We start from the raw sequence: 25,437 nt of genomic DNA, 5'->3' as shown, positions 1-25,437 counted from the left end.
ATTTAAACATTCAACAAAAGATATTCACGTTCCCACGGGCTAATTACTTCCATAAAAGTTTCAAACTCTTGTCGTTTGATGGCAGCATAAGTACTTACAAATACATCTCCTAGAATAACCCTTACTGCTGTATCTTGTTCAAATAAATTGACAGCCTCAATAAGTCCACGCGGTAATTCAATATTATCAGCATTCACATTCCTCGTTGTCGGCTCATCTGGTTCAAGCTTTTGCTGTAATCCGATAAGACCACACACTAAAGAAGCCGCAAGCGCTAAATAAGGGTTAGCATCTGATGAAGGAAGTCTATTCTCAACACGCCGTGCTCGAGGAGCAGAACGAGGTACACGAAAAGCTGTAGTACGATTATCATATCCCCATCGCAAATTAACAGGCGCCGAAAGATCAGGTACAAGACGTCTATAAGAATTAACATAAGGAGCAAGCATCACAAAAACACCAGCCATATGCCTTTGTAATCCACCAATAAAATAGCGAAAACAAACACTTTCTTCTCCATCTTTCTGTGTAAAAATATTCATACCCGTTTTCTTATCAACAACCGATTGGTGAATATGCATAGCAGAACCAGGTTGCCCTTGAATAGGCTTAGCCATAAAAGTTGCATACATATTATGCTTCAATGCAGCTTCACGAATCGTTCGTTTAAACATAAAAACCTGATCAGCTAACTCAATTGGATCGCCATGACGTAAATTAATTTCAAACTGACCTGCTCCTTCTTCATGAATAAGCGTGTCAATTTCTAGCCCTTGCGCTTCCGAAAAATGGTAAATATCATCAATTAAATCATCAAATTCATTCACACCAGCAATCGAATAGCCTTGTCCTCCACCAATTGAACGTCCAGAACGACCAACCGGAGGAACTAAAGGATAATCAGGATCTGGATTTTTCTGCACCAAATAAAATTCAATTTCTGGTGAGACAACAGGTTTTAAATCCATTTGTGTGTAAAAATCGACCACTGTTCGCAAAACATTTCGTGGTGTGTAATCAACAACTTCACCATTTTGATACACAAGATCACAAATCACTTGTGCAGTAGGGGCTTCTTCCCATGGTACAATACTTAATGTAGAAAGATCAGGTTCAAGGCGTAAATCGCCATCTGTTTTAGGATACTCAAAACCATGACCATCTTCAGGATAATCTCCTGAAATTGTGGCCATAAAAACGGCTGAAGGCAATGCTAAAGACGTTTCCGATGTAAATTTTTTAGAAAGCATCATCTTACCACGGGCTACACCCGCTTGATCAGGTGTAATACATTCAATATCTTCTACATTACGGCATGCAAGCCATTGTGAAACTTCCTCCCAATTATCTACTCCACGTAAATTCTTGAGAAAATTAGAAGCAAGCTTAGAATCTTTCCTTTTCATTTGTTTATCATTTTTCACCGCCATAACACACCAACTTAAAAAAACACTCAAGTATCGCGCTTTTATGGTATCATCCCATACATGAACGTCACAAAAAAACTTTATGAACTTAATTTTTAAAGAATGACACAATTGCCATCAAGGTAAAAAAGACCTTGTAATTATTATAAGCTGTTTATCGTATAAAACATAGGGAAAAAACTGGTACGGTTGGTGGGATTCGAACCTACGACCTCTGGTGCCACAAACCAGCGCTCTAACCAACTGAGCTACAACCGCATAAACAATGTATCAGACTGTTTACTCTTTCGTAAACACTTACTCTTTTCTTGTGTGACATAAGGAAGATTAGAAAAGTTTGCAAGCCCCTTGAAAAAAATCTCGCATTTTTTATCAAAAAAAAATAATTTTATTAGGAAGAAAGCGCACATTTTGCCCAATACTCAACACGGTGGTCGCGATAAGCCTTTATGTTCTCAACGCCATCTTTCTGCATAAACTGTAAAATCTCTTTCAAAATAGTTATGGCAAGGTCTGGACCTTCATAAACCATCCCACTGTATAATTGGATCAAGTCTGCACCAGCTTTCACTTTTTCCAAGGCTGTTTGTGCATCTCTTATGCCACCAACGCCAATGATTGCAATCTCTTTCCCCAATTTTTGACGCATTTTTGCTAGCACAATAGTAGAACGCTCGAAGAGTGGACGTCCAGAAAGTCCTCCCTCCTCGTTCCTTAGAGTACTCTCCCTAAGACCTTGGCGTGAAAGAGTGGTATTGGAAACAATGAGACCATCAAAATCAGATAGTTTCATTTCTTCAGCCATATCATCCAATTCTTTCTCCGATAAATCAGGTGCAATTTTCAAAAAAATAGGAACGGAGAATCCGTGCTTTTCCTTTTGTTCACTACGCGCTTGCGAAATTGCATTCATCAAAAGATGCAAACTATCACGCGCTTGTAAATCACGTAAACCAGGTGTATTTGGTGAAGAAATATTAACCGTAAAGTAATCAGCAACGTCATAAAAATAAGCAATACTTGTGATATAATCATTAATCTTATCGACCGTATCCTTATTAGCCCCAATATTAATTCCTACAATACCAAGACGTTTATATCCACGAAGCCTGCTGTAAACAATTTGACGCCCGTCATTATTAAAACCCATTCTATTAATAATTGCTTCATCTTTTCTCAAGCGAAAAAGCCGTGGTTTAGGGTTTCCAACCTGAGATCTTGGCGTAACAGTACCAATTTCAGTAAAACCAAATCCTAAATGAAAAACGTCATTGACAACCTCTGCATTCTTATCAAAACCCGCAGCAAGACCGACAAAGTTTTCAAATTTAAGACCCGCAATAGCCACACATAACCGCTTATCAACGACCTTCTGATAACTGTTCAATCCGCTTTTCAGCCCAACAATTGCTAAACGGTGTGCATATTCTGGATCCAACATAAATAAAGCAGGACGACCAATACAACGAAAAAAATTCATCCATCCTTCTCCGAAATACACAAACAACCCATTACACCCTCACGTAAAGCTTTTAATATAAAAGCTTAACATTACAAATCGAACTTTATCTCAATAATAACGTAACCCCTACTAAAAGAAAGTTCATAATACCATTGCTCTTCATCTTTCTGTTTATGAACATTGAACAGAAAAATATTTTCTTTTTTTCATAATTATTCAGATATTGAAAATTGCAACACTCTATAAAAAAGAACAACATATAAACCTGTAAAATATATTTCTTTTTTCTACATATTATCATCAAAGTCTTGAAACAATTTTATAATTTGAAAACAATGATGTGTCCTTAGTTGAAAAGAAGAAAAAATACAGTTCTTATCAAAAAACTGTCTGTTTGTGCTTATAAACTATTCTCCTATCAAGCCAAACAAAACGCCTCATTAAATCTTTAACATGTTATGTAGTCTTAAAGGGATTTTGATATTTGTAATATAATGCTGCAAGAAAGTAAAAATTGCTCTTTCCTTTTTTATCAAAAGCGATAATTAAGGTTACTGTATGTCGAATATACAAAGGGGAAACCATAATGCTTAAAGAATTCAAAGAATTTGCCCTAAAAGGTAATATGATTGATCTCGCCATCGGTGTGATTATAGGGGGAGCTTTCGGTGGCTTAGTCAATTCGATTGTCAATGATATTTTTATGCCTGTTATTGGTCTCATCACAGGTGGAATTGACTTTTCTAACATGTTTATTCAGCTTGCCGGTGAAAAACAAGCCACTTTGAGTGCAGCTAAAGCAGCCGGAGCAACGATTAGCTATGGCAACTTTATCACTTTACTTATCAACTTTCTCATTATTACCTGGGTTCTCTTCTTTTTTGTTAAAAGTATGAATAAAATACGCCGGAAACAAGAAAAAGAAGAAACTTCAAAAAAGATGTCTCTGGAAGAGCAACTTCTATCAGAAATCAGAGATTTGTTGGCTAAGAAAAAATAAATTGATGCGTCGCTTCACGCGTAAAATATAGGAAAAAATATTTCTACAGTTGTCCCGTAATTGGGCTTTGAAAACAACAAAAATTGCCCACCTCTTTCTTCTACCATTGCTTTACACATCGGTAGTCCTAGGCCAGTGCCAACAAAAAAGCTATCCCCAGAACGTCCATCTTTGCGTTCTACTTGACCATAAGGTTGCAGTGCTTGTAAAATCTCTTCATCATTCATCCCTAGACCATTATCACTCACTGAAATCTTCACCCACTCTTTTTTGTTACAAGAAACGTGGACAATAATTTGTCCACCCGATGGTGTAAAACGGATGGCATTGGAAAGAAGATGCAACATAATCTGACGAAATATCCGTTGCGGTATACAAATAAATGGCACATAAACCGGTGCAACAATACGCATAATAATACCATTATGATTCGCTTGTGTTTCAAGAAAAGCCATACTCGCACGCAAACAGGAGGTCACATCAAATGTTTCAGCTACAATGGGCCTATTATTCTGGTTATTTGAACTAGAATAATTTGCTTTCGAACACTCTAGTAATTGATTCACCAGCGATAATATATGTTTTCCAGATGAAATAATATCACGTAAATATCCGCGATAACGCTCATTGTCTATCGCACCAAAACGGCCATCTCTCATAATTTCTGCAAAACCGATAAGAGCATTTAAAGGTGTGCGTATTTCATGAACAACTCCAACCATTTTATTCTCTTCGGCCTTTTTATCTAAGGGTAGCACCACACTTGTCATATCATGCAGTATAACAGCATAACTGTCTTGTCGTGCCAAAGACACCATCGTCATAGAAACGGTCACATTCTTATAATTTTTCTTCACTAAATTAGCTGTATCACTGCGAATAAAAGCATGATTTTTTCCTTTCATACGGATCAACTCAAAATATTTTTCAACTAAAGAGCGACTTTGCAAAGTAAATAATGATGATAATGGCTGAGCGCGTAATTCATTTATTTCATAGCCAGTTAATGCCAAAGCAGAACGACTGATCGCTTGAATGAAACCCTGTTCATTCAGCCACAAAACACCATCAGTAGCTTTATTCAACAATGATAAAACTGCTTCCGGCTCTTTTATAAGAACTTTCTTTATGATATTTCTAGACAGTGTCTGTGCACATGGCAACTCACCGGCTGTTTCTGTAACCAAATGTGCTCCCTCTACCGATAAATCCAACTCGTCACGCAAACGTTCTGCAATCTCACGAAAAGCTGAACGCTCTATCTCTGAGAGACTCGATGTTTTTGTACTCAAATCTGCAGCTCTTTTTTCTTGTACTTTTTCTTGCATGTTCAAAACACAAAAATCATACCCTCCCTTTGAAATGTTGCGTTTGGTATTTAAAATTGGCAAAGTGGAGGGTTTAACATAAAGCCATTCTAAACAACTATCAACACTCCCTTAAACAATTTGTTAACTCCAAGACATAACCACCTCAATGAAAATCGCTGAACATACGCTACCGCTCCTCATGAAATTGATTAGTAAGTTCATACAAAAGAGATCCTAAAATAGATGAAAATAGAGACTTAACAACTTCAGCTAACTCTTTTGATATATCAAAAAACGGCCACTTTTACCCATTTCTCAGGGAAAACATCGTGACAAAAGCTCTGGCATAACACGATAAGGTCTTGTTATACTTAAACATCTCCGCCTTTAAAAACACGCATAAAACCCTTTAAATTACTGATTTTCCTTCCAAGAGAATAATGCCAATTTATAGTACGGACATCTCCTCTAAATAAAATGGCTTTGACTGATATCTCACTATCAGTGGTCTGTAGCAGAATTTTGACCATTTCATCAACAAAACAAAAATGAGAAGAAGCCCATCACACCGTTGCATTTTCATCAATCACGGCAACGGACACGGTTGCATCATCCAAACCAGCCATAAGAGAAATATCTTCTTCTCCGAAAGATTCCAGCAAAAGCACTTTGCCATCAATAACATCAATAGATATTATAAAAAGTTCAGTATAGCGCTTCAAACCACCTAACGCAACAGAACCTACACATTGAGCACTCTAATATTTTGTCGTGCACCACTTGATCAAAAAAAGACCATTCTTCAATCATAGCAACCACAAAAGAAAAAACAAAAAATACGCTGCTACATTCTTTGACCAAAGAATATTTCTACAACCTGATGCAATGCACTGATTTATAATGATAATTCATTGTTTTATAATATGGATTAGAAACCTTAATATCATAAGATTCTTTCATTTCAACCACTCTTATATTGAAGCAATCAAAACAGGTTTGAAATGAGAGAAACTTAGATATTTAGAATTCTCATTCAACATGCAAAACAATAAATTATCGTTATAAATCAATGTATTGTCTCTTTAATCTTTCACAGTAAAAAAATGATCACATAACAACACGCGTGCCCGTAAAATAAACCAAGCATCAACTCTTAAAATAACGAATATTCAATATTTTTCAGTCATTTATCTTTAAAATTTCCTTACTTATTATTGTAAATCATTAATGAGAATCTCACGTTTTCCAACATGATTAGCGGCTCCAACAATGCCTTTTTCTTCCATACGCTCCACGAGAGAAGCTGCCTTGTTATAACCAATTGCAAGTCGGCGTTGAATATAAGATGTCGAACATTTTTTATCACGCATAACAATCTTTACAGCTTGCATATAAAGTTCTTCTCCATCCTCACCAAAATTTTCTACCGTAGGAACTTCCGCAACTGAATCAGCTATCTCTCCCTCTTTATTATCGTCTTCACTATCCGTTATTGTTGCTAAATAATCAGGCTTTCCTTGCATTTTAAGATGTGCAACAATCGCTTCAACTTCTTCGTCAGAAACAAAAGGCCCATGAACACGCACAATGCGCCCACCACTAACCATATGAAGCATATCTCCCTGGCCTAAAAGCGTTTCCGCACCTTGTTCTCCCAAGATTGTACGACTGTCAATTTTTGATGTTACCTGAAAAGAAATACGGGTAGGAAAATTCGCCTTAATCGTGCCCGTGATAACATCAACCGAAGGACGTTGTGTTGCCATAATAAGGTGAATACCTGCTGCACGCGCCATTTGTGCCAAGCGCTGAATAGCATTCTCTATTTCTTTACCTGCTACCATCATAAGGTCGGCCATTTCATCAACAATCACAACGATATAAGGAAGCTGTGTTAGATCCATTGCTTCTTCATGATAAAGCATTTCCCCACTTTCTTTATCAAAACCCAACTGTACAGTACACATAATCGTTTCGCCTTTTTGTGCCGCAAGTGCAACGCGTGCATTAAAACTATCAATATTACGTACACCTAACTTAGCCATTTTGCGGTAACGTTCTTCCATTTCACGAACAGCCCATTTTAAAGCTGTTACCGCTTTCTTTGGATCCGTTACAACAGGTGTTAAAAGATGTGGGATGCCGTCATAGACAGATAGTTCTAACATTTTAGGATCAACCATAATCAAACGGCACTGCTTTGGTGTCATTCGATAAAGAATCGACAAAATCATTGTATTAATCGCAACAGACTTGCCAGATCCTGTTGTTCCCGCAACCAACAAATGAGGCATTTTCGCTAATTCTGCAATGACAGGCTCCCCATTAATCCCTTTCCCCAAAGCAAGCGCTAATTTAAATTGGCTTTCACGAAAAGAATTTGATTGAATTAATTCCCGCAAATAAACGGTTTCACGAACCATATTGGGTAACTCAATGCCAATTACATTGCGTCCAGGAATCACAGCAACACGTGTAGAAATAGCAGACATAGAACGAGCAATATCATCAGAAAGATTGATGACCCGTGATGATTTTACTCCAGCTGCAGGCTCAAATTCGTACATTGTCACCACTGGCCCTGGATGAACATGGATAATTTCACCCTTAATTCCAAAATCTTCCAAAACACTTTCCAAAAGTCCAGCACCGCGTTCCAATATTTCCTGCGGAATCACCGTACCTTCATGAAAAACAGGCTCCTGTAATAAATCAATGGGCGGAAATTCATAATTGCCATAGTTAAGAGATTGAGTATTTGACATAAACACAGAATCATAGCTGCTTAATGATGTGCTAACGGATCGCAATGCTTTTCTTTTTGTTTTCATGATAGAGAAATCTTCTGAATTCTTCTCTACGCTTTCTTTTATACAACTGCCAATATTGTTGCTATTTTGGAGCTCATTAGTCGCGCTTGTATCGCTTAACGTATGAGCAGAATCTTCAACAATCATTTCAGAATGACACTTTTGAACCTCTTTAACAGTATCATTTTTTGCATGCATTAAATCAGAAGTTTTTTCAATTCCCTGATTCTTCTCCTCTGAAAATTGCGATGTAATGGCATTATAAAATTGTGGAAAACGGTATTCAAGAACACGATAAAAAGCAGTAATTGACTCATCAAAGGTAGTATCTGTATTCAACACAACCTTATCACTTGTAAAATCAATCGGTGTGTTTTTTTTTTCTAAAATTTTAGTGTCAACCTGTTCTAACATAAAAGCTTCACACTCAAAAAATGCATCATTAGAAAGATAAAAAATGGGCTGTGTTTTTTGCACTGTATTTTCTACTTGTAATTTATGATTCCCTGCATCCTCCTCAAGCGTCATAGGAACGGTTTGCCGTGACAACTGCTTCAAAAAAGTTGAATGACAAATTGATGCTTTATTCTCTATCGATCGAGAATTCATCACCTTTTTGATCGATGGAATATTTGTTGTTTTCTTATTATAGTGTATCACTTTTATAAGATTTTCTTGCTCTTGCTTCGCGAAAACTTTAAACTGTTTTGCAAAAATGGGGTCAGTTTCTATGCGACGACGTAAAATCTCAACTTCTGGTGTTCGCGTAAAACGTACATTCTGTCCGAGTGTAAATGCCTTTTTCCATACTTCCGGATAAGGAAATATTTCAGCAATCTTAGAAGGTGTAATTTTTTCTGATACACCTTGTGTACTTTTATTAGATAAAGAAGGCGTAGAAATGGATTTTTTTTTCGAATTATGCATGATACCCAACAAACTTATAGAAATAAGAACAATTACCTCTTCAAAAAGAATGCATAGAGACTATAGTATGAAGGTTAATAACTTTTTGCTAACGATCACTTTCTGACCAAAAAAGAAGGCTCTAATTCCTCTCAATGAAGATTCCTCAACATTGACTGCCTCAGTTGCAAAATTTATGCTCTTATCTATCTTTAAGAAATTGATTTTAAAGAAAATTATGTTACAAAAAATTACAGAAAAATCGCTCATTATTTCTTTTTGTTCTCTTTTAACACAAAGAGTTATTATGATTGGTACTTTATTTAACTCTTCAGCCTTGTTATGATAAAATAGTCTATTTTCTGTAGCCTTGATAAGATTACCCTTGTTATTCTTGTTAAAAAAGTCTCAAATAAGAGGAAATTTCAATAATAGAAAAAATAGGGAATGTATCATGTTGAATAAGCGGAAATTTTATATAAATGGTTTATGGGATGACCCAAGCACTCCTCATGATTTACATGTCATTGACCCTTCAACAGAAGAGCCTTGTGCTGTCATTAGTCTTGGTAGCATAAAAGATGCAGATAAAGCAATTAATGCTGCTAAAAAAGCTTTTCAAACCTGGAAACCAACCTCACCTCATGAACGTCTTGGATTCGTTGAAAAAATTTTAAAGATTTATGAAAAACGCTCAGGTGATATGGCAAAAGCTATTTCAATGGAAATGGGAGCACCTATTGATATGGCACTTAATGCACAAACCGCTAGAGGAAGTTTCCATATTCGTAACTTTATAAAAGCTTACAAAGAATTTGCATTCCAAGATGTCTTAATAGAAGGAAATCAACAAGCAATTCTTCATTATGATCCTATCGGTGTCGTAGGATTGATTACTCCATGGAATTGGCCTATGAACCAAGTGACTCTTAAAGTTATCCCTGCTTTGTTGGCTGGTTGTACTATGGTGTTAAAACCCTCTGAAATTGCTCCTCTTTCTGCTATGCTCTTTGCTGAAATTTTAGATGAAACCGCTTTACCTGCTGGTGTTTTTAATTTAATTAATGGAGATGGTGCTAATGTCGGCTCTTACCTCTCTGCTCATCCAGATATAGAAATGATCAGCTTTACTGGATCAACCAGAGCAGGAAAAGATATTTCTAAAAATGCTAGCAATACTTTAAAACGTGTCAGTTTAGAGCTTGGAGGAAAAGGAGCAAACATCATATTTTCTGATGCCGACTCAGATGCTATTCAACGGGGTGTAAAACAATGCTTTTGTAATAGTGGACAAAGCTGTAATGCACCAACACGTATGCTTGTGGAACGAGCTATTTACGACAAGGCCGTGAAAATAGCTAAAGATGTCGCCGAAAAAACAAGGGTGGGACCAGCATACCAAAGAGGAAACCATATTGGTCCGGTAGTTTCAAAACAACAATACGATAAAATCCAATGTCTTATCCAATCTGGAATTGATGAAGGTGCAACTCTTGTTGCAGGTGGAACTGGTTTACCAATGGGAATGGAGCGTGGTTATTATGTTCGCCCAACAGTTTTTTCTGATGTAAAACCTAATATGCGCATTTTTCGAGAAGAAATCTTTGGTCCAGTCCTCTCTATTCTTCCTTTTAATACAGAAGATGAAGCCATTACTTTGGCCAATAATACGGAATATGGTCTTACAAACTATATACAATCGCAAGATCTTAGCAAATGCCGTCGTATCGCCGCACAAGTACGCTCTGGTATGGTAGAAGTAAACGGACATGGATTACCAAGTGGAAGTTACTTTGGAGGCGTAAAATTTTCTGGGCGTGCTCGTGAAGGAGGGCTCTGGGGAATTAAAGAATTTCTCGATACCAAAGCAATTTCATACTGGTAAAAGGATCTTATGAAAAACTTAATAGGAATTGTATGGTAACACAACGAATAACGGATGATAATGCTCTTGGGCAACGACTCGATCAGTGGCTTGCTAAACAATATAACAATGTGTTGTCACGTTCACGTCTACAAGCCCTCATCCGTGGAGGCTATCTTAAAGTTGATGGTCAACTCATAAAGAAGCCGAAAACAAAATTAAAACCCAATCAAATCATCGAATTGATAATGCCTGCTCTTCGTGATGCAGAACCTAGTGGTGAAGCTATTGCATTGGATATTCTTTTTGAAGATGATCATGTCATTGTTATCAATAAACCTGCTGGTCTCGTTGTTCATCCCGGCAATGGTAATTGGACCGGAACACTAGTTAACGCCCTTATCCATCACTGTGGTAAGAGTTTGTCTGGTATCAGCGGTGTTAAGCGTCCTGGCATTGTGCATCGTCTCGATAAAAATACAAGTGGAGTCATGATTGTCGCCAAAAATGACCTTGCTCATAAAAACCTCAGTGCACAATTTTCTGACCATGGACGTACTAGTGCATTAGATCGACGCTACCATGCCTTGATTTGGGGATTCCCCGACCGTAATGTTTGGACAATTAATGCATCCCTTGGCCGTTCTCCGTACAATCGAACAAAGCAGACTGTCATCCATAACCAATATCTTCATGCTCGTCATGCTGTTACACACTTTTCTCTTCTAGAAAAATATGGAACCCATGCAGATAAAATACCTTTTGCCAGTCTTCTGGAATGTCGCCTGGAAACTGGACGGACTCACCAGATCCGTGTTCATATGGCTCATATCGGACATCCGCTCATAGGTGATACTGTTTATGGCAACGCTTTTAAAACAAAATCAAATACGCTTAATCCTATCATTAAAAATGCAATCGATCAATTCAACCGACAAGCTCTCCATGCAACCAGTATTACCTTTGAACATCCTGTTATAGATAAAATTATGTCTTTTTCTTCACCGCTTCCTCAAGATATGGCTGAACTTATCAAGCATTTAAAAAAAATAAATTGAAACTTTTAGCTCTCTCATGGTTTCACAATAAAATATCTCTTTTTGAACAAAATTGAAAATTATGTTATGGTAAGCTTGTAGAGGTGTTTATATCTAGAAATCGAATTTGCCTTATTAGGGAATTCATGCAAAAGGAGGGTGCTATATGGCCCATATGAATCTGCTATCAGTAACAATAGGTGATGGAGGATTGAATCGTTACCTGGAAGAAGTACGGCGTTTTCCAATGCTTGAGCCACAAGAAGAGTACATGTTGGCTCAGCGTTATCGTAAGTATAATGATCTAAAAGCCGCGCATAAATTGGTAACCAGTCACTTGCGCCTCGTAGCCAAAATCGCAGTGGGATATCGTAGCTATGGACTCCCCATTGGGGAAGTCATTTCGGAGGGTAATGTTGGACTTATGAAGGCCGTTAAGCGTTTCGAACCGGAACGCGGTTTCCGTCTTGCAACCTATGCAATATGGTGGATTAAAGCATCAATTCAGGAATATGTATTGCGGTCTTGGAGTTTGGTAAAAATGGGAACAACTGCTAATCAAAAACGCTTGTTTTTCAACCTTCGTAAGTTAAAAAGTAGACTTCAAGTACTCGACAATGGTGATCTTAACGCAGAGCAAGTAAAAGAAATTGCAACCCAATTAAATGTCACTGAAGATGAAGTTGTCTCAATGAACCGTCGGCTTGGTGGTGATACTTCACTCAATGCACCGCTTCGAATAAAAGAAGGTGAAAATAGCGAATGGCAGGATTGGCTGGTGGATGACTCCAACAATCAGGAACAAGCTTTAATCGAACAAAATGAATTGGAAAATCGTCGTTCCATGCTAACAAACGCTTTGGATAATTTAAATGAACGCGAAAAACGTATCTTCAAAGCACGTCGTTTAAGCGATATACCACTGACATTAGAAGAACTCTCAGCTGAATTTAATATCAGTCGGGAACGTGTCAGACAAATTGAAATGCGTGCATTTGAAAAAGTACAAAGCTCTATTAAAGCTTCTGCTTTATCCCAAAATCAAGTGTAAAGCTCTCAAAGCTCAGTGTAGATTCCAATTTTTGCGCATTTTAAAATGACAAAGAGCCAGTAAAAGTTTTCTCTTTGTCTTTACATTAAATTGCCGAACAATTCTTGTGATGAAAATTTTATTTAGAGCTTTTCCTATCACCTACATTGAGAGTTTATTTCTTACCAAGAACTGTTAGCTGTTTTGGTTACTCAAGCCATTTTCCAATAACCTTATTAAAAATAGACTCACCTATTGGTCCTTTTGCGAAGGTTAATTCGTTTGTACGCCCGTTTTTATCAGTCAGTACCAAACGCATCCAATCTAATTCCCGCATCAATTGTAAATTTCGGTTCAGAAATGGATGTTTGCCGCTCAAAACAACAAGAAAAAAATCATCATCAATCTTCGCAGTAACAGTGCTTGTTAAAGCCTTCCCAACGGACTGTTCACTTGCTTTAAAAGTTAATGCTTGAACATTACTTATAGCTTGGCCTGAAAATTTATCAGAAAGAATAAAAATAAGGTCCATAATATACGCAGCAGGAAAAGACGCGTCAGTATTACGACGTAAAATTAACCGTAATGATAACCCTTTATCTGGAATTGTTATATCACCTTGTATAGCCGATTCTTCTGGAGCTCCCTTCACGCGAGATTCCTTTATAAGCGTCCAACGTGCGCTCCCTGTTGCTACTTTTTCTGCATCATAATCCGTACGTGCTTGATAAAAAACAGCTTCACCGAACTGTTCCACTAACTGTAAATTGCTAGAAATAGCTGTTGAGATTCCTTCTTCATTTGAAGAATCTGCCGTTTGATCTAAACCGGTATCAACTTCACTCCCGTCTTCTAATAAGCGTTGCGTTAGCTTCCTTTTGACCGAAAGTGCCTGCGGTAACACATGAGAAGCTTGAACATTTCCCCCAGACAACTGATAATCATTTAATACAAATACACGTCCACCCACAAAACAAATACCGATCACTAAAGTGAAAAAACCCGTAACAAAAGCAGTGCTTATTACAATACGCCTTTTCATCGATGACCTATTAGCACGACGCACAGCTTGAGAAAAAATATACGAAACAATGTGCGGATCATCTCCTTGCGAAGGAGAAGCTAAAGGAGCACTCCTTAACGTATTGTTGTCAGTATGCTGAGAAGCCAAACAAGCTTCCATATTGACAGGCTCTGCATCTGATACATCTGAAGCGGAAGACTCATGACCTCGTGCCAATATAGAGGTTTGTGTGTGTTTATCAGCTTCAGCTACACCTCTAAGATTCCACCCAATAACTGAAGAAAGCAATTCCTTTTCAACCGCTAAATATTCTGCTTCAACAGTTGCAATAGCACTTTGTAAAATCTTTCTTTGCTTATCTTCTATTGCTTGTGGTATTGTCCTTACTACAAATTGGTGTTCTAGTGTTTCGATAGCTCGCTTATAAATCCGCTTACGCAATTGTGGTGTAACGTTACTTTGCACATTGATTGCCTTTTTTAAGATTCCAACGAAATCTACCATATGCTCTATAATTTCCCTCAAACTGAGAAAAGAAATCCCAGCCGTAAAGCCAAAAACACTTTTATTTTAACCGTCTAAATTGATGATCACTTATATTGATATAACTATCCGAATAGTTTAAAATGAATATAAAGAATAAACAATGCTCTTTTGTGGTTTTCTCTCCTTCATTCTTAATTCTCTCTTCTTAGAAAAACACAAAAACAAACCGAAAACCTAAATGGAAATCTAAAAATAATGATTAATTTGCGAAAGGATCCGTAATAAGGATAGTATCTTCACGCTCGGGACTCGTGGATAATAAAGCCACCTGCGTACCGATCAATTCTTCAATATAGCGTATATATTTGGTAGCCTCTACTGGTAAATCTTCCCAGTTCAATGCATGCGCTGTTGCTTTCTTCCAACCTTCTAATGTCTCGTAAATAGGCTTTACACGGGATTGTGCTCCCATAGAAGAGGGTAAATAATCAATTCTTTTCCCATCAAGTTCATAACCAATACAGACTTTAATTTCATCCAAACCATCTAAAACATCAAGCTTTGTCAATGCTATACCCTGAACACCACAAATCGTTACCATCTGACGGACTAAGACAGCATCAAACCAGCCACATCGACGTTTTCGACCAGTCACAACGCCAAATTCATGCCCACGTATTCTAAGAAATTCGCCAATATCATTTACCTGCTCTGTCGGAAATGGCCCTTCTCCAACACGTGTTGTATAAGCTTTTGCAATACCCAAAACATAATGAATTGTACTAGGTCCCATACCTGAGCCAGTACACGCCTGCCCAGCAACTGTGTTGGATGACGTCACATAAGGATAAGTCCCGAAATCATTATCTAATAAAGCACCTTGCGCACCTTCAAAAAGAACGTGCTTACCCATCCGATAACTTTCATCCAAAAGACGCCACGTACAATCCATAAAGGGTAAAATTTCATCCGCTACTTGCATCAACTCATCATAAAGTGCTTGAGAATCAATTTCTGCAACGCCCATCCCACGACGCAAAGCATTATGATGTCGCAAAAGTCGTTCAATCTTAGCCATAAGCGTATCAGCTTCCGCCAAATCCATCACGCGGATAGCACGACGCCCCACCTTATCCTCATAAGCCGGACCAATACCACGCTTTGTCGTACCAATTTTTAAACCCGACATACCACTTTCACGAGTTGCGTCAAGATCGCGATGCAAAGAAAGAATCAACGGAGCATTTTCAGCAATACGCAAAATTTCCGGTGCAATTTTTACACCTTGATCACGTAGTTTTTTTAATTCTGCTACAAAATGATGAGGGTCAACGACAACACCATTACCGATAATTGATAACTTCCCACGTACTAAACCAGATGGTAAAAGTGATAATTTATAATTAACTCCATTAACAACTAATGTATGGCCTGCATTGTGTCCACCTTGATATCTGACTACGATATCTGCCCGCTCCGACAACCAATCTACAATTTTACCTTTGCCTTCATCGCCCCATTGCGTCCCTACAACTACTACATTGGCCATAACTTTCTCCATCGTATTCGGTCAAACAAAACCAGCATTCAAAAACAAACGTTCCTTTATAACGAAACCTGAGAGAAAGTGCGACTCTTCATTTCAACTTTTTCTCAATCTTCAGCTCTACGATTATAAAGGACAAAAATAGTGAGATATAAAATATATCTTCATTTTAAATCAGTTATTTTTGCTGTAAAAAGTAGAAAAATTTATAAAGTTTATCGCTGTTGCTTTTACCAAATTTGATAAATCACTCATACTACCTACGTAATCTTTTTACGATTTGTGCGATATTTGAAAACCATTTGTCTGATACAAAGATACAGAAGAGCATCATAATCTCCCATATTCTTTTTCAGAAAAAACCGCGTTATAAAAATCACTTACAACTTCTTAAAGTTGAGCTTTTTCGACCTGAAATGCCCATTCAAGCCATGGTGTTAAAATCTCAAGATCGGAAGCCTCAATTGTTATACCTGTCCAAATCCGAAGGCCTGGAGGTGCATCTCTATACGAACCAATATCATAAGCAGCCCTTTCCTCATCAAGACGACTTACAATCGCTTTTATAAAAGATATCCGCTTTTCAATATCTAAAGCCGTAACTACTGGATCAACAATATCTAAACAAACAGATGTATTAGAACGCACTTGAGGATCTTTTGCCAAATATTCTAACCACGGTGTTTTGCGAACAAAAGCATCAAGTACCGCAAAATTTTTCTCAACTCGCGCCATTAATGCGTGCAAACCACCCTGTGCCTTTGCCCACTTCAGTGCATCAAGAAAATCTTCAATACATAACAAAGAGGGTGTATTAATAGTTACCCCCTTAAAAATATTTTCGTTTAATTTTCCATCCTTTGTTAGACAGAAAATTTGCGGTATAGGCCAAACTGGAACATAATTTTCAAGCCGCTCAACAGCACGAGGGCTTAAAATCAACATACCGTGTGCAGCTTCACCTCCCAAAACTTTTTGCCATGAAAAAGTAACAACATCTAATTTTGAAAAATCAAGATTTTGCGCAAAAGCTGCTGATGTTGCATCACAAATTGTCAATCCTGCTCGCCTCTCTGGAATAAAATCTGCGTTAGGAATACGCACACCAGCAGTCGTCCCATTCCATGTAAAAACAACATCACGATCAAAATCCATTTGTGTTAAATCCGGCAATTCTCCATAAGGGGCTTCAAAACGACGCACATCAGAAAGCTTTAATTTCTCAACTACATCTGTAATCCACTTAAAACCAAAGCTTTCCCATGCCGCCATATCAACGCCACGCTCACCTAATAAAGACCATAGAGATATCTCAACAGCACCGGTATCTGAAGCAGGAACAATCCCTATACGATAATCAGAAGGCACTTTAAGAATCTCACGCGTTAAATCTATGACTTCAGCAAGTCTTAATTCTGCTTCTCTCGATCGATGCGAACGCCCAACTAACGCCTTTTTAAGAACTTCAAGAGTCCAGCCAGGTCGCTTGCTACAAGGACCGGAAGAAAAATTAGGATTATTGGGACGACAAGTTGGTTTTTTTAATATTATCATTATTCTCCCCTTTTAGATGACTTGCCTTTCTTTAAAGAAAAACAATTACTATCAAAGGCCGTGCCTATAGCCTCTTTAGATAAATATCAAAAATAGTCTCTATTTACTTCGTAAGTTTAAGCTAAACAGAAACCTTGTGAAAAATATTTCTCTTAATCATCCCCCTAAATTGTTTCTTTCAAAAAGTTCATCGTGTCTCACCACAACAAGACAGTATCTTGATAGCAAAACATTAACGTATCACACTATACCTATCAAGTTTACTTTATGGCAAGAGCAACTATAATTGGAAATAAAATTATAAAAAATCAATTATTTTTCTTTTGATAGCTGGACAGAGAAAATTTTAATGTTATAACCGCACACGTTCACGTATTTTGTGAAACGTGCCCAGATAGCTCAGTTGGTAGAGCAGCGGACTGAAAATCCGCGTGTCCGTGGTTCGAATCCGCGTCTGGGCACCGTTTTTTTTTGCATTTAACATATTGAAATATACAGTTTCTTTGATTAGCAATTTTCGGACCACCTTTTGGTCCACCCTTCGCAATTTATACAATTTTACCTAATTTGTTCTTATTCGCTCGGTATTTTTCTCTAGAGTAAATGCTAAGATTTCTTTCTCCACCTCACTGCGCTCCCTAGCTTATATGACTTTAAAAATACCCCTTGAAGCACCCAATTACGAATCGTTGTTGTGGACACACTAAAAAGCTTTACACACTCACAAGTCGTTACATATCTATCGTCATCATCAAATATCATCTCATTACCTTTCTATTTTTTATGTTATGTAAATGGATGGGGGTGCTGGGAGGAGAGAGAACCCTCATAAGGTTAAGAAGCTTGTGTCAAGATCTGCTTCATGTCTTGTTCTATCTCTGTTAACAAGGTTTCAACAGCTTGATTAATCTCTTCAATTTGTTTCTTATCACTGTCGACGCGTTTGATTTTCATGTGCGAGCGAACTGCTATCAGTAAACATGGGTTATAACTGATAACATCACACTATTTGCATCCCGTACAAGCCATTTAAAATTGCATTTGTGCGCTATATTCAAGCTTGATCTGATTATCGACAAAAAAGTGAAGATGTGTCGTTGATTATGGACATTTGATCTCAACTAATCCGTCCTCACAAACCAACTCATCAAGACTTGCAGCAGCCATTTCTATTGTAAGGTATTGGATAAATCCATACTTTGTGACATTAATATTATAAATGAATAGATATTCTCCAATGACATTATCCTCATGGTCAATTCCCCATTGTATAGCTGGTGTTGTATAAGATTGGCTTATTTCTCCTGTTAAACGCTCTGTGATGAGTTTAATTTTCTACCCCACATATTTGCTTTTAGGTGTTCCTTTTGCTGTTTTATTGAGTACAGTGTAAATATTTGATGCAGTGACTTCGCTTAATCGTGTTTGAAATCACTCTGCTGTTCTTTGTTCTATTTCACACTGCCGTTTGTTGTGGTGTTTTATCCATTTGCGAACGTTGTATTTTTTTTTAAAACTATTCAAAACAGTTTTTTCTTTCTTTTCAAACAAATCTTCAAGATGCTTGATTTTCGCAAAAGCAAATATCTCTTATGTTCTCGTTTGCTCCATTAATTTTTTGATGTTCTCTATACCGCTTAGTGCGTTCCTTCTAATATTTTGGTCTTCACCTCTCAAACATATCTCTATCGATAAGTGATTTTTGTGTTTTGGGATAAATATAAATAACAGAAATATGTTTTTAGTGGAATGACTGGCTAACCTCTACTATAGGACTATCTTGTATTTGCAACATATGATGCAAATTAACAGACTCGTTATCAAAACCAATAGGTGCTGTTTCTGTTTCCATTTTTTCAATATTTGTACCCCATACTTTTTTATTCTTTACTATCCAGAAAAAAATTCTGTTAGGATCAAACAGATCTCTCTCTGTTAGACTTTGTTTTTCTCAGTAAGTTCTTTTCCCTTGTAAGTTGTTTTAAACTCAATGGGTTCCGTTGACTAGAATTTTTTCTCTTGCCTCAAATATTGAGTTGCAACAACTTCATAGCTCATCTTTCCTAATGACAACACTTTTAAATACCATAACGCTATAAAAACAAACTTTTGCTCATGCTTTAGTCGTAAAATTAAATTTCTCAGACATTCCACGGTATAATCGCCTTTAAAAGCCTCATATTCATTCATCTCATCTTCATGCTTATACAAGTTGTAAAAACACCCTGCTACCCTTCCCCCATGACGGATAACTAATAGCCGTTGCAATAATTTTTTTGAATTATTTGTTCACGTTTTGTTAAGAAAAGACATTTAAAAGGTTTGCTTATCTTTATTCTTAATTTTACCAATAGGGCTATTTGCCTTAAATTTAGCCGTACAGAGAAATCTTTGATTATACAACTATAATATAAACTTTATAAAATCGCTCTGTACGGTGCTTTTTTCGTTTGACCACATATCTAATCTAATACCAAACAGAAAATTCCACTATTTTGCTATCCTCCAATATTTTCATTACTCCTCCTATCCCTTTAAAACCTTTTCAAACTTTTACTTTTGAACAAAAATAAAGGGTTAAAATGTTTTCCTGTGTTGTCTTTTCTTTCATCATTTTTTAACATATATTTAAATTGGCTTTGCGAACAACACTCGCTTTTCTCAAAAGATTGCTTTCTAAATCACGATACAACTTCACGAACTCATGCGTACTAAGAAAAAACGTATCCGATAAATCCTCTATCTCATCACACAAAATCCGTTTAACCGTTGTCATAAATGATCATGATGAAACATTCTTCAAAACCATCCCATAGGTCAACGCCATTCCCTCATGATCTAAATTTACTCTATTTTCAAACTACATGACAGCATACGAAATGTCTTTGCAATTATCCTCTTTTCCTGCTCTCAATGCAAATAGCTCTTGAAGTTGATCACAAATCTCTAAAATAATTGACTCCCTCTATTTCGTTAATTAACTGCTCTTTCAAAACTACAGGAATCCTGGGAGCTATCATTGCATGCATGTTCTTCAAAGTAACCTCGAAAACCGATATCAAGGATACTGTTTGCGATGCATTATTCCTATCATTTTTGGGAATATGGATAGATTTAAAAACCAAAAAGAAGAGTCACGCAATGTAAGAGAACAATTAGACCACCTAAAAAGCCAAGTGGAATCAGCAAAAGAGCACATCTTCATCTTGTATACGGAAAAAAATGCGAGCCTTAAAACCAAAATTGCAAGTATATAATGTATATAGAGATAGAGAAAGAGGTGAACTAAATACAAGATGTCCTAATGATACAGAAATTAACATGGCATTAGTCCTCTATAATTTTACAAAACAAATAATTAAAATAAATTACATAGAATATAGCAGAAAACAGCTCCTTTCAATTTATTGAAGCATCCTATCTCAATTCTACCCTCCATATTAACGATCTTAAGAGAGATAAAGATGTAGTTAAAATTTCTATAATAAACTCGAAACATATTGATTTAATAGACTCCATACTAAAACCAAAGCCAAGCGGCTTTTTTGATCTGTTTAGTATAGATGGTAACAGTGCATTCTCTATTATTTTTTAAGATATATCCAGGATAACTACTAATCAGGAAACCTATAACCATTATAGTTGAACACACTGCATCTGATAATCGAGAAGAAACGCTTGAAACTATTTTTTGCCTCGGATTTTTTCGTTGAATAGAGAAACAAAACAATAATTATTGGGATAATTTCAAATGACTAGGAACATTTTGCAATGCAATCCATATTTCTAATCATGTTCTCCAAGATTATATAATCCCTTTATTAATTCAAATAAAGATTAAAAAACGTCCACATATTACAAATGATAATAAGACATGATTTATCAGTGCTAATACTTCCCTCGCCCATCTTTATTTATCTCCTTTGACTTTATTGACTTTTTTCTTTTAAAAGCACCATAAAAATGTTCAATTTCTTGCGTTAGTTTTTCAATTTCTTGATTACGTGCTTTAAACTCTTGATCATGCGCATTATTTTGACTCACAAGCTCCACTGAAAATTCATGCCTTTTCTATCTGATGGCTTCTATAAAATTTTGAAGAGTTTTTTTTATACTCTTAAGAGTGATAGCGATAATACAAAGCAAAATCAAGTATAACACCACATACAATCAAATATAAAACCAATACAAACACCAATAGTAATATATTTTTATCTAAAATCATTTTATCTCCATTTATTTCTTAGGACGGTCATGATAACCGATCTGTTTGGCTTAGCATTCCATCAAAAAAGAAAGCAATAAACCGCATGTGCCACGCGTGATAAATCACTCTCGCATCCTTATTTTCCCTTCTAAACTATGCTAATATGATGCAAAACAGTGCCATGCAAACGGTTACAATTCATGCCATCACACTAGTTGTTTGCTCCAAACTCTAAAAATCTGCTGATTTCAATCAGTGCTAACGACGGTATAAACTCTACTCACGCCTTGCCGTCACCATTCTTAAGGGCTTTATTCATGTGAATTTTGTCGTCATAGCGAAATTTTTTATAGTTACAAACAATAGCATTGCCATAAATCTTAGCGAGATCTCGTATCTTGGCATGCCCGTAAACTAAAGCATTGTCATAAACTACTGCATTGCCAAAAAACCGTGCGTTGCCATATGGTAGCATGCTTCAAAACTTGGCATTACCAGAAACCATAGCAAAGCTATCAAGCCCAAAATCACCTTCATAATTTAAGTTGTCTTCTTTTTCTATAAAGCCGCCTAAATTACCAGCCATAACATCATCAAAGTACCTTAGTGCGCGGATGTGATAAAGCCTGCGCCTATTAAATAGACATCCATTGTCGCTAACGAATTCACATTTTTTCTACAGCCCTGATCATCTCCTTAAAGCTGTAAAGTTTCATATGCGCTATCAATACTGGAACTTTTTACAAATTTCGACATTGGATGCTTGTCCCTCTTGCATTAACAACTGCAAGCATTCATGATAAAGAAATCATAAGGGCACAAATCTATCCCATGTGCACATGCATAGTTTAATAATTGTATTTGATAAGTCAACGGGGATATCCGTTAGCGCTACCTTTGTCTTTGAGAATAAGTGACGCGATAAACAGTACCTTTACATTTCTATAAAATACTTAAAACATTAACAAAACCACCTAAATATTTTGTTATACGCAGGTTTCTTTTCTCATAATGAGGAAATTTCATATTTTTTATTGATTTTTCATTTAATATGAAAAAGTCTTGTTTTATGCGATCAGATCAGTTAAAGGCATGGCTTAATGAGCAATTAGCTAAAAATAAGCATGGTAGTAAAAAACTAGCCAACCATTTAGGAGTTTTGCCATCTATTTTGCTAGTATGTTGAATGCTTCAGGTATAAAAAGCTCAATAAGAACAAGTGGATTAATAGAAATTATTAATTTTTTTAGTGAAATCCTCCCTTTTAAAATTAAAGAATCCGAACAGATTATTTGATTTTATTATAAAGAAAAACCTGAAATTCAAAAAGCTGTTTTAACGATTCTTGAGAATTCCCGTTCTTCAGACAAAATATAATGGCAGCCATCACTTTATTATCTTCATAATTGCAAAGTCCTTCTAACATTGCTTTATCCATAATTAACCTCTACTTTCATAAAACTTCATATTTTATGAATTTTTTATTGATATTTTTCATAAAAAATAAAATATAACTTTCATATCCTAAGAATTAACCGTTAGTAAATAGGAAGTATCAAGACAGTTTTGGGCAAACTAATTTCTATAAACTCTGATGAAATTTTCTTAGTAACGTTCCGTTAGGAGACTGAAAATATTGTAGACTACACCACAGCTTTATTAAAAGCAGTATAGCATTTGTTTTTTTAGATGATATAGACAGCAATAGTATGACGATAAAATTGTGGCACTTAAGAAGAGAAAAACTGTTTATGCTTGTATGATGTATTTTCAAACTATTCAAGTTATTCAAAGCGTTTTAAAAAGCTTCCTCCTTTCCTCCATTATAATCGATGAGACTAAAGCTATAAACAGTAATGGAGAATGAAGTGAAAGACAAAACTGGTTACGTTCAAATGATCAATGCCCATACACTGTATAATAGGCGATTATAAACATCACAAGATCTTACCATTTGATTTCAATGATGTATTGCGAACCATAACCTGAAAGAGGATGTGCATTTCATTTTTACCAAACAAGAAGATGATAGAAAAAAGGAATTTCCAAAATCAGAAATAGAAACAGATCAAACCGATAATCCATCACTTCAAAATTTACGTACACCCTAAAAGAAGCCGCAGTATTATCTCTGGATTTCTATCAACGGCTAAATCATTAAATCACCCCTTAAATTTGATGGTATGAACTTTCAAGATCATCTCGATAATAATGGTAATCTCATTTCTATCAAATGTACTATATATCTGTCTGAAAAACATTAAAGATCCTATAGAGATCACTGAATATTTAAAACAAATACCACCCTTAAACAGAAACTTGGCAAAAACATCCAGCACACATATTGTGTTATAAAACAACTAGAATCTGCACTTTATGCTTTCGGATTTTCAAACATTTATGAAGAAAGCCAAACCACACAGATCAATGAAAAAAACTACTACACACAAGATAAAATAGTTTCTTATGACATTCTTAAACAAATTAAAAAATTAATGGACAAAATATAAACAGCAGAAGAAAAGATATTTTCTTTTTTAAAAATAAAAAACCTAACAGAAATATCTCATAGGCAAATATAAATGGTTTTAGAAGATTTGGAAAAAAGAAAAACATACAAAGAGAACGAGAAAAACTCTCTTTTACCACAGCAAAAACAAACAGATGTTCCTATACAAAATGCTGAATATATTCATATTCAAGATATCCAATATGCACAAAACAATAAGAATAAAAAACAGCATTATAAGCTGAAACAAAGAACAGCAGAGTAATTTCAAGCCCACTTAGGAAAAGTTATCGCATAAATATTTATAACGTACTCAGTAAAACAGCAAAAGGATTTCCTACAAACAAATATGAAGAATAACAAATAAAGCTTATTACAGAGCAATTAACAAGAAAAATAAATTCTCACTATGAAACCGAAGATATGTGATAGATAATTGAGAATGAAAATAATGCCTTGCAAGAGTATAGCTCCATTTATAACGTAAATGTAATAGACCGCGAATTCATTCAACGCCCCACAATAGCAATAGCCAATAGCCGAAGCAAACCCTGATGAACTTATTGGTAAATACCGGTTAATTGGAGTTCAATACCCAGGATCAGAAATTCATATGGGAATTTTTTGAGGTTTGTAATTAACATAGCCTCAGAAGGCAACTTCAATTCTCAGAAATTTTTGTTAATCAGCAGATTTACATCATTATCACTATTAAAAAAACTGCTCTTTAAAGTTTATTCTACGATAGATATACTTGAACAGTTTGAAAATTCTCCAGCGAAGCAAATAAACATTGACGATAAATCAAAGTGTTTTCACTCCTATTTTCTCACATTAAACGTATGCAATACAATATGTTTATGATTGATTAAACAAAAACAAATCCATCGCCTTGAAGAAAAGGCACTAAACACTTACATTGTAAACATTCCCGATTTTTTTACTTACACGTTTGCAATCTCTAATCTCTTGCCTGATAATAAGCTAACGTCGTTCTCTCAAAAAAGTTCGAACATTCGCTCAAGCATATTTATTGCTTTTTCTGTAAAAACCAAGCTAAAGAGCAGCCTATAATCTATTTCTTTCTACTAAATATGGAAAATAAAGAAGAATATAAATATATCCATAAATTAGTGTACATGTATCTTACTTTCTGTAAAAATGCTACATTTTTCCAAAATATGTTATGATTATCCGGATTGGGAGGTATGATAACTTTATTTAATAAATGAGTAAACTGTTTAATAAAAAAATAAATATTTCTT

The 25,437-nt window shown here is 35.9% G+C and carries 16 protein-coding genes, 2 tRNA genes and 2 pseudogenes; 6 read left to right on the top strand and 14 right to left on the bottom strand.

The features are described from left to right. Positions 1–2: 2 nt before the first annotated feature. The 3 genes from O9A_RS02935 to O9A_RS02925 all read right to left on the bottom strand — a co-directional run bounded on the left by O9A_RS02935 (position 3) and on the right by O9A_RS02925 (position 2,907). Positions 3–1,430 carry a glutamine synthetase family protein gene (locus O9A_RS02935; RefSeq protein ID WP_034460173.1) on the bottom strand — a complete coding sequence of 476 codons (1,428 nt, stop codon included), beginning with the start codon at positions 1,428–1,430 and terminating at the stop codon, positions 3–5. Positions 1,431–1,608: 178 nt separating this feature from the next. Then, a tRNA-His gene (locus tag O9A_RS02930) sits at positions 1,609–1,685 on the bottom strand. 133 nt (positions 1,686–1,818) lie between these two features. Next, the gene (locus tag O9A_RS02925) at positions 1,819–2,907 is read right to left on the bottom strand and encodes a quinone-dependent dihydroorotate dehydrogenase (RefSeq protein WP_034458620.1); all 1,089 of its coding nucleotides are present in this window, start codon (positions 2,905–2,907) and stop codon (positions 1,819–1,821) included. A gap of 568 nt (positions 2,908–3,475) precedes the next feature. On the opposite strand from O9A_RS02925, the gene mscL reads away from it, so the two are divergent. Continuing rightward, positions 3,476–3,889: a large conductance mechanosensitive channel protein MscL gene (gene mscL, locus O9A_RS02920; protein WP_034458618.1), complete on the top strand. Its 414-nt coding sequence runs from the start codon at positions 3,476–3,478 to the stop codon at positions 3,887–3,889. A 14-nt stretch (positions 3,890–3,903) separates the two neighbouring features. Here mscL and O9A_RS02915 read toward each other — a convergent pair whose 3' ends face one another. The 3 genes from O9A_RS02915 to O9A_RS02905 form a co-directional block, all read right to left on the bottom strand. Continuing rightward, positions 3,904–5,217 carry an ATP-binding protein gene (locus O9A_RS02915; protein WP_195890914.1) on the bottom strand — a complete coding sequence of 438 codons (1,314 nt, stop codon included), beginning with the start codon at positions 5,215–5,217 and terminating at the stop codon, positions 3,904–3,906. Positions 5,218–5,762: 545 nt separating this feature from the next. After that, on the bottom strand, positions 5,763–5,921 hold the full coding sequence (locus O9A_RS07950) for a hypothetical protein (RefSeq protein WP_154656363.1): 159 nt from the start codon (positions 5,919–5,921) through the stop codon (positions 5,763–5,765). 489 nt (positions 5,922–6,410) lie between these two features. After that, positions 6,411–8,936 carry a DNA translocase FtsK gene (locus tag O9A_RS02905; RefSeq protein WP_034458614.1) on the bottom strand — a complete coding sequence of 842 codons (2,526 nt, stop codon included), beginning with the start codon at positions 8,934–8,936 and terminating at the stop codon, positions 6,411–6,413. Positions 8,937–9,369: 433 nt separating this feature from the next. On the opposite strand from O9A_RS02905, the gene O9A_RS02900 reads away from it, so the two are divergent. The 3 genes from O9A_RS02900 (at position 9,370) to rpoH (ending at position 12,867) form a co-directional block, all read left to right on the top strand. Continuing rightward, positions 9,370–10,800 (top strand): aldehyde dehydrogenase family protein, encoded by a 1,431-nt coding sequence (locus O9A_RS02900; RefSeq protein WP_034458612.1) that lies wholly within the window; start codon positions 9,370–9,372, stop codon positions 10,798–10,800. Between the two features lie 32 nt (positions 10,801–10,832). Beyond that, positions 10,833–11,837 carry an RluA family pseudouridine synthase gene (locus O9A_RS02895; protein ID WP_034458609.1) on the top strand — a complete coding sequence of 335 codons (1,005 nt, stop codon included), beginning with the start codon at positions 10,833–10,835 and terminating at the stop codon, positions 11,835–11,837. 145 nt (positions 11,838–11,982) lie between these two features. Next, positions 11,983–12,867: an RNA polymerase sigma factor RpoH gene (rpoH, locus tag O9A_RS02890; protein ID WP_034458607.1), complete on the top strand. Its 885-nt coding sequence runs from the start codon at positions 11,983–11,985 to the stop codon at positions 12,865–12,867. Positions 12,868–13,054: 187 nt separating this feature from the next. Here rpoH and O9A_RS02885 read toward each other — a convergent pair whose 3' ends face one another. From O9A_RS02885 to O9A_RS02875, 3 genes are all read right to left on the bottom strand, one after another. Further along, positions 13,055–14,374 carry a hypothetical protein gene (locus O9A_RS02885; RefSeq protein WP_034460171.1) on the bottom strand — a complete coding sequence of 440 codons (1,320 nt, stop codon included), beginning with the start codon at positions 14,372–14,374 and terminating at the stop codon, positions 13,055–13,057. A gap of 241 nt (positions 14,375–14,615) precedes the next feature. After that, positions 14,616–15,905, bottom strand: a complete 1,290-nt coding sequence (locus O9A_RS02880) for an adenylosuccinate synthase (protein ID WP_034458604.1) — start codon at positions 15,903–15,905, stop codon at positions 14,616–14,618. Positions 15,906–16,292: 387 nt separating this feature from the next. Continuing rightward, positions 16,293–17,456 (bottom strand): phosphoserine transaminase, encoded by a 1,164-nt coding sequence (locus O9A_RS02875; RefSeq protein WP_034458602.1) that lies wholly within the window; start codon positions 17,454–17,456, stop codon positions 16,293–16,295. A gap of 388 nt (positions 17,457–17,844) precedes the next feature. On the opposite strand from O9A_RS02875, the gene O9A_RS02870 reads away from it, so the two are divergent. Then, positions 17,845–17,917 (top strand) — tRNA-Phe (locus O9A_RS02870). 101 nt (positions 17,918–18,018) lie between these two features. On the opposite strand, the pseudogene O9A_RS08270 reads toward O9A_RS02870, so the two are convergent. The 5 genes and pseudogenes from O9A_RS08270 to O9A_RS07940 all read right to left on the bottom strand — a co-directional run bounded on the left by O9A_RS08270 (position 18,019) and on the right by O9A_RS07940 (position 23,101). Then, a pseudogene (locus tag O9A_RS08270) lies at positions 18,019–18,218 on the bottom strand (helix-turn-helix transcriptional regulator). A 72-nt stretch (positions 18,219–18,290) separates the two neighbouring features. Next, positions 18,291–18,851: pseudogene (locus O9A_RS02865) on the bottom strand (YqaJ viral recombinase family protein). A 346-nt stretch (positions 18,852–19,197) separates the two neighbouring features. Next, positions 19,198–19,308, bottom strand: coding sequence for an HNH/ENDO VII family nuclease (locus tag O9A_RS07665; protein WP_084790492.1), 111 nt, complete (start codon positions 19,306–19,308; stop codon positions 19,198–19,200). A gap of 2,036 nt (positions 19,309–21,344) precedes the next feature. Then, the gene (locus O9A_RS07945) at positions 21,345–21,500 is read right to left on the bottom strand and encodes a hypothetical protein (RefSeq protein ID WP_154656362.1); all 156 of its coding nucleotides are present in this window, start codon (positions 21,498–21,500) and stop codon (positions 21,345–21,347) included. A 1,451-nt stretch (positions 21,501–22,951) separates the two neighbouring features. Continuing rightward, positions 22,952–23,101, bottom strand: coding sequence for a hypothetical protein (locus O9A_RS07940; protein ID WP_154656361.1), 150 nt, complete (start codon positions 23,099–23,101; stop codon positions 22,952–22,954). Positions 23,102–24,245: 1,144 nt separating this feature from the next. On the opposite strand from O9A_RS07940, the gene O9A_RS07370 reads away from it, so the two are divergent. Continuing rightward, positions 24,246–24,437 carry a hypothetical protein gene (locus O9A_RS07370; protein WP_051665540.1) on the top strand — a complete coding sequence of 64 codons (192 nt, stop codon included), beginning with the start codon at positions 24,246–24,248 and terminating at the stop codon, positions 24,435–24,437. The last annotated feature ends 1,000 nt before the right edge of the window (positions 24,438–25,437 follow it).

The sequence above is a fragment of the Bartonella koehlerae C-29 genome (assembly GCF_000706625.1).
Lineage (GTDB): Bacteria > Pseudomonadota > Alphaproteobacteria > Rhizobiales > Rhizobiaceae > Bartonella > Bartonella koehlerae.
The sequence above is the reverse complement of the archived record's forward strand: the minus strand, read 5'-3'. Positions and strand labels throughout refer to the sequence as shown.

Bases quoted from the DNA above. Each gene is read 5' to 3' on its own strand.
- O9A_RS02935 (WP_034460173.1), bottom strand. From the start codon at position 1,430: ATGGCGGTGAAAAATGATAAACAAATGAAAAGGAAAGATTCTAAGCTT.
- O9A_RS02925 (WP_034458620.1), bottom strand. From the start codon at position 2,907: ATGAATTTTTTTCGTTGTATTGGTCGTCCTGCTTTATTTATGTTGGAT.
- mscL (WP_034458618.1), top strand. From the start codon at position 3,476: ATGCTTAAAGAATTCAAAGAATTTGCCCTAAAAGGTAATATGATTGAT.
- O9A_RS02915 (WP_195890914.1), bottom strand. From the start codon at position 5,217: ATGCAAGAAAAAGTACAAGAAAAAAGAGCTGCAGATTTGAGTACAAAA.
- O9A_RS02905 (WP_034458614.1), bottom strand. From the start codon at position 8,936: ATGCATAATTCGAAAAAAAAATCCATTTCTACGCCTTCTTTATCTAAT.
- O9A_RS02900 (WP_034458612.1), top strand. From the start codon at position 9,370: ATGTTGAATAAGCGGAAATTTTATATAAATGGTTTATGGGATGACCCA.
- O9A_RS02895 (WP_034458609.1), top strand. From the start codon at position 10,833: ATGGTAACACAACGAATAACGGATGATAATGCTCTTGGGCAACGACTC.
- rpoH (WP_034458607.1), top strand. From the start codon at position 11,983: ATGGCCCATATGAATCTGCTATCAGTAACAATAGGTGATGGAGGATTG.
- O9A_RS02885 (WP_034460171.1), bottom strand. From the start codon at position 14,374: ATGGTAGATTTCGTTGGAATCTTAAAAAAGGCAATCAATGTGCAAAGT.
- O9A_RS02880 (WP_034458604.1), bottom strand. From the start codon at position 15,905: ATGGCCAATGTAGTAGTTGTAGGGACGCAATGGGGCGATGAAGGCAAA.
- O9A_RS02875 (WP_034458602.1), bottom strand. From the start codon at position 17,456: ATGATAATATTAAAAAAACCAACTTGTCGTCCCAATAATCCTAATTTT.
- O9A_RS07665 (WP_084790492.1), bottom strand. From the start codon at position 19,308: ATGGAAACAGAAACAGCACCTATTGGTTTTGATAACGAGTCTGTTAAT.
- O9A_RS07940 (WP_154656361.1), bottom strand. From the start codon at position 23,101: ATGGATAAAGCAATGTTAGAAGGACTTTGCAATTATGAAGATAATAAA.
- O9A_RS07370 (WP_051665540.1), top strand. From the start codon at position 24,246: ATGGTTTTAGAAGATTTGGAAAAAAGAAAAACATACAAAGAGAACGAG.